The organism is Paraburkholderia bryophila (assembly GCF_013409255.1).
Taxonomy (GTDB): Bacteria; Pseudomonadota; Gammaproteobacteria; order Burkholderiales; family Burkholderiaceae; genus Paraburkholderia.
Genome location: NZ_JACCAS010000002.1, coordinates 1,210,944 through 1,224,900 on the forward strand (window position 1 = coordinate 1,210,944; position 13,957 = coordinate 1,224,900).

The 13,957-nt window shown below is 59.1% G+C and carries 10 protein-coding genes; 6 read left to right on the plus strand and 4 right to left on the minus strand.

Annotated elements, in window-relative coordinates; all coding sequences use genetic code 11:
• Window positions 1–134 precede the first annotated feature (134 nt).
• The 3 genes from GGD40_RS26595 (at window position 135) to GGD40_RS26605 (ending at window position 5,348) form a co-directional block, all read left to right on the plus strand.
• Window positions 135–1,025 carry a carbohydrate ABC transporter permease gene (locus tag GGD40_RS26595; RefSeq protein ID WP_179711610.1) on the plus strand — a complete coding sequence of 297 codons (891 nt, stop codon included), beginning with the start codon at window positions 135–137 and terminating at the stop codon, window positions 1,023–1,025.
• On the plus strand, window positions 1,022–1,873 hold the full coding sequence (locus GGD40_RS26600; RefSeq protein ID WP_035559971.1) for a carbohydrate ABC transporter permease: 852 nt from the start codon (window positions 1,022–1,024) through the stop codon (window positions 1,871–1,873). Before GGD40_RS26595 ends, GGD40_RS26600 begins: the two co-directional genes overlap by 4 nt.
• Window positions 1,874–3,056: 1,183 nt before the next feature.
• Entirely contained in the window at window positions 3,057–5,348 is a 2,292-nt protein-coding gene (locus GGD40_RS26605) for a hypothetical protein (RefSeq protein ID WP_179745657.1), read from the plus strand.
• A gap of 81 nt (window positions 5,349–5,429) precedes the next feature.
• On the opposite strand, the gene GGD40_RS26610 is transcribed toward GGD40_RS26605, so the two are convergent.
• Window positions 5,430–5,885, minus strand: coding sequence for a MarR family winged helix-turn-helix transcriptional regulator (locus GGD40_RS26610; protein ID WP_179711607.1), 456 nt, complete (start codon window positions 5,883–5,885; stop codon window positions 5,430–5,432).
• 30 nt (window positions 5,886–5,915) lie between these two features.
• Here GGD40_RS26610 and GGD40_RS26615 point away from each other — a divergent pair, with 30 nt between their 5' ends.
• From GGD40_RS26615 to GGD40_RS26625, 3 genes are all read left to right on the plus strand, one after another.
• On the plus strand, window positions 5,916–7,163 hold the full coding sequence (locus GGD40_RS26615; protein ID WP_257030584.1) for an FAD-dependent oxidoreductase: 1,248 nt from the start codon (window positions 5,916–5,918) through the stop codon (window positions 7,161–7,163).
• Window positions 7,164–7,415: 252 nt separating this feature from the next.
• Window positions 7,416–8,513 (plus strand): dimethylsulfone monooxygenase SfnG, encoded by a 1,098-nt coding sequence (sfnG, locus tag GGD40_RS26620; RefSeq protein WP_179745658.1) that lies wholly within the window; start codon window positions 7,416–7,418, stop codon window positions 8,511–8,513.
• Between the two features lie 274 nt (window positions 8,514–8,787).
• Complete coding sequence (locus tag GGD40_RS26625; protein ID WP_179713942.1) at window positions 8,788–9,549, plus strand: glycosyltransferase family 2 protein; 762 nt, start codon at window positions 8,788–8,790, stop codon at window positions 9,547–9,549.
• A 38-nt stretch (window positions 9,550–9,587) separates the two neighbouring features.
• Here the strand turns inward: GGD40_RS26625 and GGD40_RS26630 are convergent, their stop codons facing one another.
• From GGD40_RS26630 to GGD40_RS26640, 3 genes are all read right to left on the minus strand, one after another.
• On the minus strand, window positions 9,588–10,586 hold the full coding sequence (locus GGD40_RS26630; protein ID WP_179711603.1) for a flippase-like domain-containing protein: 999 nt from the start codon (window positions 10,584–10,586) through the stop codon (window positions 9,588–9,590).
• Window positions 10,587–10,669: 83 nt separating this feature from the next.
• A complete protein-coding gene (locus tag GGD40_RS26635; protein ID WP_257030585.1) occupies window positions 10,670–12,139 on the minus strand; it encodes a metallophosphoesterase family protein in 1,470 nt (489 codons plus the stop codon).
• 239 nt (window positions 12,140–12,378) lie between these two features.
• Window positions 12,379–13,932, minus strand: coding sequence for a hypothetical protein (locus GGD40_RS26640; RefSeq protein WP_257030586.1), 1,554 nt, complete (start codon window positions 13,930–13,932; stop codon window positions 12,379–12,381).
• Between the last annotated feature and the right edge of the window lie 25 nt (window positions 13,933–13,957).

Consider the following 13,957-nt stretch of genomic DNA (forward strand, 5'->3'; position numbering starts at 1 on the left):
CTCGAGGTGATTTGCTGAACACGGAACGCGCGCCGCCGTTGTGAAGGCGGTGCGCGTTTCGGTCGTAATGCACTATCCGGCCCATCCCGGCGCGCGCGCGAATGAGCGCAAACGCGTCTTACGATCGAGCACCCATGAGCCGCTCCGCTTCTTCGCGCCTGCAGGCGCCCTGGTTGCTGATTGCGCCGAGTCTGGTACTCGCGCTCTTTATCATCAGCTATCCGATTTTCAACATCGTGTGGCAATCGCTGCACGAGGTCTCGCGTTTCGGTGCGATTCGCGATTTCACTGGCCTACAGAACTTTTATACGATTTTCGGCGACCCCGCGTTTCTCGCGGCCGCGCGACGAACCGTTGTGTGGACCGTGTGCGTGGTGGGCGGCACCGTGCTGATTTCAGTGCCGGTCGCGTTGATCCTGAACCAGGACTTCTACGGCCGCGGCATAGCGCGCACCATCGTGATGCTGCCGTGGTCCGTCTCACTGACCATGACCGCCGTGGTCTGGCGCTGGGCCTTCAACGACGATTACGGTATGGTCAACGTCACGCTGCAAAGGCTGGGGTTGATCAGCGGCCCGATCCATTGGCTCGCGACACCGGAGCTCGCGTTTCCGGTGGAGATCGCCGTCGGCATTCTTGTTTCGGTACCCTTTACGGTGACGATTCTGCTCGGCGGGTTGTCCTCCGTGCCCGGTGATATCTACGAGGCGGCACGAATGGACGGAGCGAGTGCGTGGCAGCAGTTTCGCAAGCTGACCATGCCGCTGCTGCGGCCGTTCATCAACATGACGATCCTGCTGAATGTGATCTACGTGTTCAACTCGTTTCCGATCATCTGGGTCATGACGCAAGGCGGCCCCGACAACAGTACACATATTCTCGTCACGTATCTGTATGAGTTAGGTTTCCGGTTGGGACGTCCTGGTGAAGCGGCGGCAGTCTCGCTGATCATGCTCGTCATGCTGTTCGTTTTCTCGATCGCCTATCTGCGCCTGCAGCCCGCGAAAGAAGGAGATCCGTCATGAGTCTCAGCATCAAGATGAAGCGCTCGCTGTGGTGCTGGCTCGCGCTATCGCCGCTGGTTGTGGTGGTGCTGTTTCCGTTTGCCGTGATGTTGTTCACGGCATTGAAACCGGCCACTGAGATTTTCGTTTATCCGGCGCGCTGGCTGCCCGTGCATTGGCAATGGAGCAATTTCGTCGACATGTGGCAAGCGGCGAATTTCGGCGTGGCGCTACGCAATAGCACGGTGATCAGCTTGCTGTCGACCGCGCTCGCCTTGGCCGTGAGCTTGCCCGCCGCGTACGCGCTGGCCAGATTCCCGTTTCGCGGACGCGGTTTGTATCGACAGTTCCTGCTCGTCACGCAGATGTTGTCGCCCATTCTGCTCGTAGTGGGTTTGTTCCGCCTCGCCGCGATGATCCCTTATGGCGATGGCAATCTGGTCGACTCGAAGATCGGCGTGATCGTCTCTTACGCGGCGTTCAATATCGCATTCGCCGTATGGATGTTGTCCTCGTACTTTCAGACGGTGCCGCGAGACCTGGAAGAGTCCGCGTGGCTCGAAGGATGCGGACGCACCAAGGCCGTTTTCAAGGTCTTCCTGCCGCTCGCCGTACCCGCGATCGTGGTGACCGCCATCTTCACGTTCATCAATGCGTGGAATGAGTTTGCCGTTGTCTATACGCTCATCCGCTCGCCGGAGAACAAGACACTCACCGTGCAGGTAACCGATATGGTGGCGGGCAAGTACGTCGTCGAATGGCATCTCGTGATGGCCGCGACCTTGTGCGCGACGCTGCCGGTTTCGATCGTGTTTGCGTGGTTGCAGCGATTCCTGGTGAAGGGGTTAGCACTGGGAGCAGTGAAGTGAATTGGAGGCGCGTTGGCCATGGTGAACGCGCCCGCCCGGCTACACTTGAACGTCGATGCGCCCTGAATTTTTTTAATTAAATTAGGGTGCGAATTCAATAAAATATTTAATAAAAAAGCGACACAACGCGAATTATCTGTTCGCACCCCATCTGACTTTGACTCATTCAAATAGCGCACTTATATTTATATTAATAATATTAAACATCGCGCTTTCGTATGAATTGTCAAACGCAACCAATCTGCTGACAAATCAAAGATTTATCTTTTCCCGCCGATCATGAGGCAGAGATTTTCCTCTATGGTGCGTTTGGTTAGTCATAAGACACCTCATGCGGCGGATTCTCGGCATTATCACTTATCGCCTCGAATTCACGCCACGTTGCACCGATGAAACGTTTATAATTCCTCTGCCGAAAGCATCTGTAAGTAATACCAGATGCACGAGAAAGCACACCGGTGTCGGCAATAATTGCATCGGTGCAGGTCGCACGAGGTTGAGCGTCACGTCTGATCTTTGGGCGCGCCTCAATTGCCGTCGCACCGCCGCGTTCGTATCGGCGCCAGGCCGTCAGTTGCGAAAGAATGGGACTTAGCTAGACCATCAGCTTTCCTGATTTCTCTCGCTGCGCGGCCTACCAGAAATTTGTTTTCACATTCAAGGCACGCCGCTGCATCAACGCGATGCCTCGCCAAAGTTTTACGAGTCACGTCATCGGCATGTCATCAGTGATTGTGCCGTTTATCCGATCGCGCGTTCGCGAGTCGGAGGACGCCGGCTGGGAAGTCGACTGAGCTTTCACGCAACGAATGGGTACGCTGAAGCGCTGCTACATGCCGCGCTCGATGGGTGACGTTGCCTATTCAAAGGTGTGATCGTCAAGATCGCTCTATCGAATGAGTTTTTCGTAGTTAATAGTAAGTATTCCGTAATATAAACGTCGACTGACACTTGGTTGATTGTTAAGCATTCAATCGCCTGACAGGTCGTCGCACGAACGGCTGTCTAACGGCTCTCGTTCTCATAACAACGGCGCGCTCGAGCGCTGGCTTCATCAGCAATGAACGCGGTTTCAGCGCGTTCTCTGGTTGACCTCTCTCTGTAGTCATAACGCCAACGCGGACGACTTTGATCGATCTTGCTGATTCCTCGGGGAAAACCTGCTTTTAGCGATACACGGACAATGATGAGATATTGGAAACTTCTAGGCGTTGCCTCGGCAACGGTGTTGGCATCGTTTGGTGCGCAAAGCGCCCAGGCTGCTCAAAGCGGCACCATCACTGTGTCGGGCCAGCAGTACAAGCTGTGCGGACAGGAGAACGGCAACTGCTCGTTCCTCGGTACGGGCTCGGTGGTGTTCGGCGCGGTCCCGCCCAATTCGCCATCGGTCATGCTGACGGCGCCGCAGACCTTTAGTAATGGCGTCGGCTGCTATGTCGGCGCGGTTTCGCAGACAGATCCCGCCTATGGTTACGGCAAGTCATGCTGGGTGAGGGCAGTCGCCGCTACACCGACGCCTACCCCGACGCCGGCACCTACCCCGGCTCCGACTCCCACGCCTACGCCGACTCCCACGCCGGCACCGGCTCCTGCGCCCGCACCGGCTCCAGCCCCTGCTCCGACGCCTACGCCTACGCCTACGCCTACGCCTACGCCTACCCCGACACCAACGCCCACCCCGTCGCCCACCCCAGGCAGCGCCACGCTTTCCTGCAGCACGCCGACGCAAACCGCGGGCGGCACCGCCAACGGCGTGATCAGCGCCGACACGCCGACCACCGACGGCATGCGCATTTTCCAGAACAACGCAGCATTCAAGCTCGCGATCACGACGAACGTCCCGAGCGCGGACACGGTCGTCTGGTCCGTCGCAGACTCGAACGGCGCGATCAAATCGCAAGGCAGCTTCGCGGTTAAAACCGGCGTGCAAACCAGCACGATTCCGTGTACGTCGACGTGGTCAGGCTACGGCGCGCTCACCGCGACGCTGCGCTCGAACGGCGGCACGTTACCGAGCAGCGGTACGCGTCCCACGGGCATCGCAACGTTCGGCGTGTTGCCGAACCTGAGCTCGGCACTGGGCACCGTTACATACGCTCATCAGGATCAGCATCGCTTCGGCATGCAGGGATTCAACGACAACATCGCCGCGTTGCATGATCTGGGCATTACGTGGACGATCGACGATCGCGAGCAATCGGCCATGGAACCCAATGGTCCGAACACGTACACGCCGAGCGTGAGCGACCTCGATCCGTTCTACAAGGCGAATCCGGATCAGATGCGCATCGTGCGTCTCGACGGTATCCCTGCATGGGACTCGAAGACCGGCCAGTTCAACGACAGCTACTACGCGCCGTCGAACATGACCGAGTTCCAGGGCTTCATGGCCAAGGTCGGCACCGACACGAGCCAGATCCGCGCGGCGAACTATCCGAACCAGCAGAGCAACTACTATCAGGTGACGTGGGAACCGAGCCTCGGCTGGGCGGATAGCGACGCAAATTTCGTCGCCATGTACAAAGCGGCGTATCAAGGCATTCACTCGACGGATCCGAATGCTGTCGTGATGGGCACCGCGAACCCGTTCGCGTCGAACTGCGACACGTGTACCACCGGCTATCTGCAGAAGTACGGCGCGCTGGGTCTGTGGAATTACATCGATGCAGTTGCCACGCACGGCTACTGGAATGCGGGCACCTATCCGGCGCATCCGCCCGAGTTGCAGGACTCGGACCCGAGCACGGCGAATCAGGCCAACGCGCTCGACAATCAGATGACGCAACTGCGCGCAGTGATGCAGGCGGGCAAGCCGAACATGAAGCTCTTCTTCACCGAAGCCGGCGTGAGCTACGATCCGGGTCTCAACTATGGTCCTACCGTACCGTCGCAGAACCAGTTGTTTGCGCAAGCAGCAGTGGGCGTGCGGGCACACATCATCGTGCTGGGTGGCGGCGCGCAACTGACGACGCTGTTCTACGGTCCCGACTATCCGGGTGAAGTGGGTTACGGTACGTTCTTCGACCTGAACGACGCGCAAGGTGCGTTCGGTGCGACGAACCTGTCGCCGAAGCCGGAAGCCATGGTGTTCGCAACGATGACGCGCGCACTCGACGGTACGAATACGTTGGGTCGTGTGAACGGCACGCCGCAAGGCACCTACGCTTACTCGTTCCAGCAACTCGGCAATGGCAAGGTCGTGACCGCGGCGTGGGCGCACAGCAATGCACAATGGCCGACGAGCGCCGGCGTATATAGCCAGAGCTACTCGACCAGCTACAAGCTGACGGTGGACAACGCCGGTACCTCGGGCAATGTGACGGACATCGACGGTTACGGCAACATGACCACGCTGCCCTACACCAACGGCCAGGTCACGCTGACGCTCACCGAAGTACCACAGTACATCGTGTCGGGCAACGCAACGGTCGCCAAGGCCAATTCGACTGTTCCGGTCGGATACACCGGTCAATAAGCTGGCCAACAACCAGGTCGACAGTCATTGAAGACCTCGGACGCGCCGCCGCTCACAGCGGCGGCGCATCGATAGAGCGAGTCAGGCGTCTCCCGCCTGCTCGCTCATTCGTTCTATATTCGCATTCACCCTCTCCAGCAGTTCGACCAGTTGCGTGACTTCGTCATCACTGAGTCCCGACAACGCGTCTTCACTTCCCGCAAACAGAATCGCCCGCGCTTTCGGCAAGCGTTTTTCCGCATCGGCCGTCAGTGAAATCAACCGGCTACGTTTGTCCGCAGGATCGGCAACCCGATCGACGATCTCGTCGCGCTCCATGCGGCTCAGCAACTGGGCCATCGTGGGCTGCTCCACTCTCGCAAGCCTCGCCAGTTCAGACTGAGGCAACGCCTTGCCCCCTTTCAACGCATTCAGCACGGGAATCTGCCCAACGGCGAAACCGAGCTGGCGCAACTGTGCGTCGAAGATGCGCGTGAAGCCGCGGTTGATCAAGCCGATAAGCGGCATGGGATTGGGGAGCTGTTTTCTGACCGGCATTGCATTCCTCTTGACTAAACATAGGTGCCTATGTTTAAACTACATAGGCACCTATTATATATCTGGAGCCGGCTTATGAATGCATTCCCTCGTATCGCGATTGTCGGCGGTGGCCCCGGCGGCTTGACGTTAGCGCGCATTCTGCATTGCTATGGCATTGCGTCGACCGTGTTCGAGCGTGAGGCCGGCCCGGATGTTCGCCCTCAAGGTGGAACGCTCGATCTGCATGACGAGTCGGGACAACTGGCACTACAGCGCGCCGGACTCGACGCGGAGTTTCAGCGAATCGCGCGGTACGACGATCAAGGGTCGCGCCTGCTCGACAAAACGGGCAAGCTGCTGTTCGAAAGCGCCAACACGACGAGCGGAAATCGTCCCGAAGTCGATCGCAGCGAACTGCGTCGTATCTTGCTCGATTCCCTGCCGCCCAACCGCGTGCGTTGGAATAGCGAATTGCGCGAGTTGCGTCAGTTCGACGGAGGCATGTGGCAGTTGAGCTTTTCCGACGGTCACGACGTTTGCGCCGATCTGGTCGTGGGTGCGGACGGTACGTGGTCGCGCGTGAGACCACTACTGTCCCACTACATGCCGCAGTACAGCGGACTGATGTTCATCGAATTCGGTATCGACGACGTCGACGCCAGTCATCCCAATGTCGCGAAGCTGGTAGGCCGCGGCAAGATGGAGGCGCTCGGCGATGCCCGTACGCTGATCGCGCAGCGCAACGGCAACGCACACATCCGCGTCTATGCGATTTTTCGCGTCCCGCAAGAGTGGGTAGCCGAAACAATCGATTTCTCATCGCCCGCAGCAATACGACGCGACTTGCTTACCCAGTTCGACGGATTCGCCGATGAAATTCTCGCGTTGATTCACGCCAGCAACAACCACTTCGCAGCTCGGCCGATTTACGCATTGCCGGTCGGACACCGCTGGATGAATCGTTGTGGTCTGACGCTGATCGGCGACGCGGCGCATGTGATGTCGCCCTTTGGCGGCGAAGGCGTAAACGCCGCGATGCTGGATGCGGCCGAACTCGCCCGCACTCTTGGCGAAGGCGTCGATTGGAAAGCCGCCGTGTCGGCGTACGAGGCACAAATGTTCGAACGCGTCGTTGAACCCGCAACGTTTTCGGCTGAGGCCGCCGCAGTGCAGTTGTCCCACGACGGTCTCGCGCACGCGCTAACGCATCTGCGAATGCACGAAATCGAAGCGCGCGATGAAGCGGATCAAGCCGCCACCGCGCATGAACCGACCAACAATCACACCCACCAATAGATCGATTTGCGCTTTCCATATACGCAGACTACGCAATGCATGGTATGAACCAACGTTGTCCTACGCAAACCGTCGCTACGACATCGGCCTCGTACTTTCGAGCATGAGAATCACACGTTTTCCATCGATCGATAGCAGATTTAATTGATTGATCCAGGGCGCATCCCTGCCATAGATTCGACCTGTGCATCGCCAACCGTGGCGATGGTCGACCGGAGTCTGCTCCGGTTTTCGAACGAACAGGGAATCGACATGAGCGAGCGTCAGGAAGAGTTGAAATTTGCGTACTGGGTGCCGAACGTCAGCGGTGGTCTGGTTGTCAGCACGATTGAACAGCGCACCGACTGGAGTGTCGAGTACAACCAGAAGCTCGCGCAAACCGCTGAGCGCGCCGGCTTCGACTACGCGTTGAGCCAGATCCGTTTTACAGCCGGCTACGGCGCCGACAACCAGCACGAATCCGTGTCGTTCAGCCAGGCCTTGCTGCACGCAACGACCAAGCTGAAAGTACTCGCCGCGATCCTGCCGGGTCCGTGGAGTCCGGCAGTGGTCGCGAAGCAGATTGCTACGATCGATCATATTTCCAGCGGGCGTATCGGCATCAACGTGGTCAGCGGCTGGTTCAAAGGGGAGTTCACTGCGATCGGCGAACCGTGGCTGGAACATGACGAACGCTATCGTCGCTCACGCGAATTCATCGAGGCGCTCAAAGGTATCTGGACGCAGGATAACTTCACCTATCGGGGTGACTTTTATCGCTTCAACAACTATACGTTGAGTCCGAAGCCGGTCCAGAAACCGTATCCGGAGATCTTCCAGGGCGGCAGTTCGCGCGCAGCCCGCGATAACGCGGCGAGCGTCTCCGACTGGTACTTCACGAACGGCAATACGCCTGAAAATCTCAAACTGCAGATCGACGACATTCAGGTGAAGGCGGCGAATAACGACCACAAGGTGCGCATTGGTGTGAACGCATTCGTGATTGCGCGCGATACCGAGGAAGAAGCGCGCGCCGTGCTTGACGACATCATCGCGCACGCGCACGTGGAAGCCGTTCACGCTTTCGGCGACGCGGCCAGACAGGCGGGCAGCGCGTCTCCTGAAGGCGAAGGAAACTGGGCGAAGTCGACCTTCGAGGATCTGGTGCAGTACAACGACGGCTTTCGCACCAATCTGATCGGCACGCCGCGTCAGATTGCAGAGCGGATCGTCGAACTGAAGGCCGTGGGCGTTGACCTCATATTGGCCGGGTTCCTGCATTTCATCGAGGAGGTCGAGTACTTTGGGCAGAAAGTACTGCCACTCGTACGCGAACTGGAAGAAACCGCGCTTCGTCGCAAGGCAGCTTGATGTGGTATTGGCCGCGCCACCGGCTACATTTCAGAACATCACGCGGGCTTCACGCCCGCGTGGCACATCTCGTGGGCGGCGTAATTCGCTGCAACGAACACAGCGTGAATGCAGCGTATTCCTCTGTGCGTAGTGAACCAGACGGCCGGGTCTCGCGTATGATGGAGCGACGTCTCAAGCGCTCGTGCCTGCGATCACTCACACTCAGGCGCGAACCCTTCCATTGCGCCTTGCGCAGTCGTTACTGCGATCGAGGTGCGGCTTCTGCCCGACTATGACAGCCAGCCCGTCCCCTTACAATTCCCAGTTCATTTCATGCATCATCTGCGCGTATAACGAAGCGCCACGGATTGCAAAGGTACTCGCCGTGGCCGCGGTGCATCCTGCGTTGGGCGAAGTCATTGTCGTCGACGACGGTTCCGACGATGACACGGCGGATATCGTCAAACAGTTTCCCTCTGTGCGCCTGATCATGCGCGGCGTGAATGGCGGCAAGAGTGCGGCAATGGTGGACGGTATTGCCGCGGCGCAAGGCGACTTGCTCATGCTGCTCGACGCCGATCTGAAAGGGCTCGCCGCCGAACATATCAGCGCGCTGGCAGCGCCCGTACTCAAGGGGCGTGCGGATGTCAGCATCAGCCTGCGGCAAAACAGCCTCACGCTGTTTCGCGCTATCGGGCTCGATTTCGTTTCAGGGGAACGTGTCGTTAAGAAGGCGCTGCTGCATGCGGCCCTTGAACAGATTCAGGCGTTGCCGCGTTTCGGGATCGAGGTGTTCATGAATCGCCTGATCATAGAACGGCGTCTGCGAATCGCGGTGACGCATTGGCCTCATGTGACCCAGGCCCGCAAAACCGAAAAGCTCGGCTACTGGCGTGGTGTCCGCGCCGAATGGCGAATGATCGCGGATCTGCTGAAAGCGGTTTATCCGCTTGCATTGATCACGCAAACGGTTCGATTGCTACAATTGCGGATCCGCCATGGACGAGCTTCTTTCGCGACACGCATGAAAGGAACCCCTGACAGTTCGCAATAGACTGCGGCGTGCAGTTTCTTCGAAACGACGCGTGACGTTCAACTCCGTCTATTAACACGTGCCAGCGCCAGGGCAAGCATGCCGATGGCGCCCAGCACGAGAGGACAGAACAGCGTCGCGAAACGCCACAGTATGAGTGCCGCCCCGACTGCGGCATGCGGCACCCAGGCGCCGAATGCGGCGGCGAGACCGAGGTCGCCACCACCGCCGCCGGCCGGAATACCGGTCCACAGCGCAGCGTGCAAAACCAGCGCCTGAACGGCTACGACAAAACCGGGCGGCAACGAATAGCCCTGTTCGAGCAGAATGAACCACAACGCGCCGTAACGCAGCAGCCATTGCGTCGTTGTCAAAAGAAGCAACGCACCGAGCCGCCAGTGCGACCCCGATAGCAGATGCCGCCACTCGGCGCGCACATTGGCGACGAAAGCCGTCCATCGTGCAGGCGGCTGGGTCGGCATACCAACGCGCCTGATCGCGCCGCTCGCACTCTCCGCGAGTTTTCGTCGGCACGTCCAGATTACGCACGCTACGGCGATAGCACCGATCGATGCGCCCGCCACGATATGCAAGGACTTCGGCGTAATCAACCCGGCAATCAGGCCGATGCACGACACGAACGAAACGGGCACGGCAACAGTGAAGAACGCGAGGTCGAGCGCCTGATCGCCACTCACCACGGTAGTGGCCTGCGTCCACGAAGCGCCCGCGCGTTGCAACAGGCCCAGATTTACGCCATAGCCTGCCGCACCGAACGGAGAGCTGAGGAACGCCGCGTCGGTAATGAAGGTAATGGCGAGCGTGCGCCGGAATCGTATGCGAAGACCCAGGGCCGTTTGCATCAACTGCTGTTTGCCGGCCTTGGCGGCGGCACTCACGAATGCGCTCGCCGCCAGCATAACGATCAGACGGGGCGACGCCGCCTGCAGCCCGGCCAACGTCGCATGAACACCCAGCAGGAACGGCGCGCCAATCGCAAAGACGACGCCCACTATGGCAAGAAGTACGGTCACACCGAATGCAAGCGGCTTCGTCAAGAGAGCGTCCGTGGCAACGCCATTGGGTGAACAGCGCTGATTACGCGAGCGATCCGGCACGGCCGGCTACGAGCACCCATGCTTCAGCGCTTCAGCATCGCGCGGGCCGCTTTTGCGGCGCCCGGTCGGCCCATATCTACCGCGACGAAATGCGCGATCTTGCGCTCGCCGAGGTCGACCGCAACGTAGTCGTTCGGCGCTTTCGCGGTAAGGCCGTCCGACGCCGAATGGTATTCAATGCGCAGTTGCGAAGCGGTAACGACGAGTCGCAGATAACCGTAGTTGGTGTCGTCGTAGTTCTCGAGTACCACCAGGTCACTTTTCGCCGACGCCGCCTGCAAAACCTGCGGCGCGCGAATCGGTGCAGTGCCGCTCGGCACCAGTTTGATCAGACCATGGCCCCCGTTACCACACACAATGTAGGGAATCTGCGTGCCGTCCGTGCGACGGGTGCGTGTGAAGCGTTGATAGTTATGCGCATGTCCGGAAAGAAACGCATGCGGCCAAACGCCATTGGCTTCACAGATCTCGTCGATCTGTTGCAGCATCGCGGTACTCGAACCGTGACCGCCCGCGCAATAGGGCGGATGATGATCGGCGATCAACAACGCACCCGTGAATTTTTCCGCTTTCACGCGTTTGAGCGCGGCGTCGAGGTAGTCGAGCTGACTGCGCCCAATGTGAGGATCCGAAATCACACCCGGGTCTTCGAGTGTATTGCTGTAGATCACCAGCACGCGCACGAACGGTGCCTCGAACGTAAAGAACACGCCGGGCTGAATCTGCGCGGTACGCGACAAACCACCCGCCTCCGGTGTCACGACAAAATCTTGCGCGCAAAAATTGCGCAAAAATGCCGCGAGACTTTTTGCATGCGCCTCGGGCGAGACCATGCCGTCGTGATTGCCCGCGCAGGCAAGGATCGGCGCGGGATAGCTGCGATAGGGCTCGTAAAACTGATCGTAATAGTACTTGCTCTCGCCAAAGCTGTAGACCACGTCGCCGAGTAACAGCGCGAACTGAGGGATCTCCGCAGCGTTCGGTTCGGCAAAGTCTGCCGTCATCTTGTCGGCGACTTCATTCTGCGTGGCGGGTCCCGTTGTATTGCCGCAATCACCCAGCGCGTGAAAGACGAGCTGTCCCGACGCCGTTACCGTATCGACCGCGCCGGTATTGCCGCCAAACACTTCGGCGAGCGACAGTTGCGGTTCGACGCCACCGCGCGGCACAGGAAAGGGCAACGGAAAGAGCTTGTGCTCGGCGTTGAGTTTATCGATCTCTTTGTACGCCGCGTCATCCGATGGATGAGAAACGCGAAACACAGTCGGGTCGGCGGTCGGTTGCGGCTGCGCGAACACGGGATGCGTCAGCGCGCGCTCGCGCAGCGCGACGGGTGCATCGGCACTGCCCGACTGAGGCACGGGCATAGGCGCGGCCGTAGCGGCCGACGCTTCGCGACGAGCCGCCGCCTTGCCTTCATACGGCTCCTTTCGCTTCGCTTTCTTGCCGCTGTCTTTCGGTTCGCTTTTCTTCGACTCGTGTTTTGCCGGCATGTGCGCCTCTTTCAAACTGATCGGTCGGGAATCTGGCAGGCAACGGTGTTCGTTGCAAACGTAGAACGTTACGACACACGCGTGTCGGAAAAGTGTCCGATAGAAGGCAAAACGGAGAGCACACAATTCAACGCCGGCAGCGTTGAGCGCGAAACGCGTTAGCAGGAATGCGCGCTCATCGCACCGGCCATGTACTGACTTGAAGTTGTCATAAACGGCCGCTATTTTTAACGCGCGATTTACGACGTCGTCGCGCCCAGCAGAACCATGCTGTGTATGCCGGCTAAAGCCTGCTGCCACGCGTCGCTATTGCGTTCCGCCTGTCCGTTTTCGAATAGCGGCTTCAACAGCGCCAGCAGATCTTTCGAATGCGACGAACTCGAAGGCGTGGTTACATCCGAAACCAGCGCACCTCGCACGTATTCGGATTGACGCGTCGATTGACTCGACGACTGGCTCAATGACGCACTCAGCAACTTGCCTTTTTCAGTGGCGATCTGGGTGGTGCTGTCGGCGTCGTCGTTGATCTGCATGTAGTAGTAGTTCTGCGAGGTCTTCGACGTGTTGAGCACCGGCGCACCGGTTCCCGTGAGCGCCTGGTGATAGCTCGCGCTCAGATGCGATTGCTGAGTTTGCGAGATCGTGCCCCTCAGAAAATTGCCTTCGCTGCGGGTGCTTTGCGATAGCTGATATGCGAACGCATCGACCTCGCCCAAACGGAACGGATTCGACGACACCGGCGTTTCGGTCACGGATGCGCTGAAATCAGCGAGGCCCGTCAGCATCGCGTGATCCGACTGGGCCAGCCAAGGCGCGTAGGCCGTGCCGGCAAGTTGTTGCGACGGTGTGCCGTAACTGCTGTTCATCTGCGAGAACGCATCTTTGAATATGCTCATCAACGCCGCGTTACCGTGACCGCGCGCGGTGGCGTTGTCGATCTGCTTCAGATAGCTTGCAATGGCCTGGCTGCGCTGCGCGTCCGAACCCCACAGCGCGGAATTGCTGGTGTCGACGTCGACGTTCATCTTGCCCGCCGCGCCCGAGATGCTCAGGGTTCTGGCGGCGCTGCTCGTAGAAAAATCGACTGCCAGATTGTTTGACCCGTCATTGGTGACGTTGAACTGCAACTTCACCGACGACAACACCGACGGGTCCGTGTCCATCAAACCACTGAGGTCGACGGTGGGCGGTACTGCGCTAAGGCCGTCGATAGCGTGCTGAAAACCGTCGGCCATTTTGGCCAATGCGTTGCGCTCGGCATCGCTGAGCTTGCCGCTGCTGTGCATGCTGACCGCGAGTGTGCCGCCGCCGCTATCCAGTGCGATATCCACTTCGACGCCGCTTGCGGTCTTAACCGTCAGTTTGATATCGCCTTGCGGACCCTGTGCCGATGGCTCTAAGCCGCTGACTCCGCCGGTCGATGCGACATTGACCGATTGGGAGAAATCGCTGCCCGTCGTCTTGAAGCGATCCAGCAGCGCACTGCCCAGGCCGTAGAACTGACCGGAAATGGACTGCGACATGTAATCGCCCGCCATCGCCAAAGTCACGGCATCCGTGCTGTTTTGGGCCCACGTGACAGTTGGCGCAACGTTCGCGAGTTTGCCTTCTGGCGTGTAGACCACGGGTGCATCGACGCCAATCATCGACGGGATCGTCACGATGGTCGATGCGGATGTCGTGACCGACTCCTGCGAAGCAGTCGCGCTCACGGAAGCGACGCTAGCGGTCGCATTCGATAGCGGCTTCACTGCCAGTGCTGGGAGGGCGTTCAACGGCGACAACGTGGTCATATCGAGCGTGCCTTATTTCTTGGTA

What these genes read in the sequence shown, in the direction of transcription:
- GGD40_RS26625 (WP_179713942.1), top strand. Translation starts at nt 8,788, where the DNA reads ATGACAGCCAGCCCGTCCCCTTACAATTCCCAGTTCATTTCATGCATC.
- GGD40_RS26610 (WP_179711607.1), bottom strand. Translation starts at nt 5,885, where the DNA reads ATGCCGGTCAGAAAACAGCTCCCCAATCCCATGCCGCTTATCGGCTTG.
- sfnG (WP_179745658.1), top strand. Translation starts at nt 7,416, where the DNA reads ATGAGCGAGCGTCAGGAAGAGTTGAAATTTGCGTACTGGGTGCCGAAC.
- GGD40_RS26600 (WP_035559971.1), top strand. Translation starts at nt 1,022, where the DNA reads ATGAGTCTCAGCATCAAGATGAAGCGCTCGCTGTGGTGCTGGCTCGCG.
- GGD40_RS26615 (WP_257030584.1), top strand. Translation starts at nt 5,916, where the DNA reads ATGTTTAAACTACATAGGCACCTATTATATATCTGGAGCCGGCTTATG.
- GGD40_RS26595 (WP_179711610.1), top strand. Translation starts at nt 135, where the DNA reads ATGAGCCGCTCCGCTTCTTCGCGCCTGCAGGCGCCCTGGTTGCTGATT.
- GGD40_RS26635 (WP_257030585.1), bottom strand. Translation starts at nt 12,139, where the DNA reads ATGCCGGCAAAACACGAGTCGAAGAAAAGCGAACCGAAAGACAGCGGC.
- GGD40_RS26640 (WP_257030586.1), bottom strand. Translation starts at nt 13,932, where the DNA reads ATGACCACGTTGTCGCCGTTGAACGCCCTCCCAGCACTGGCAGTGAAG.
- GGD40_RS26605 (WP_179745657.1), top strand. Translation starts at nt 3,057, where the DNA reads ATGATGAGATATTGGAAACTTCTAGGCGTTGCCTCGGCAACGGTGTTG.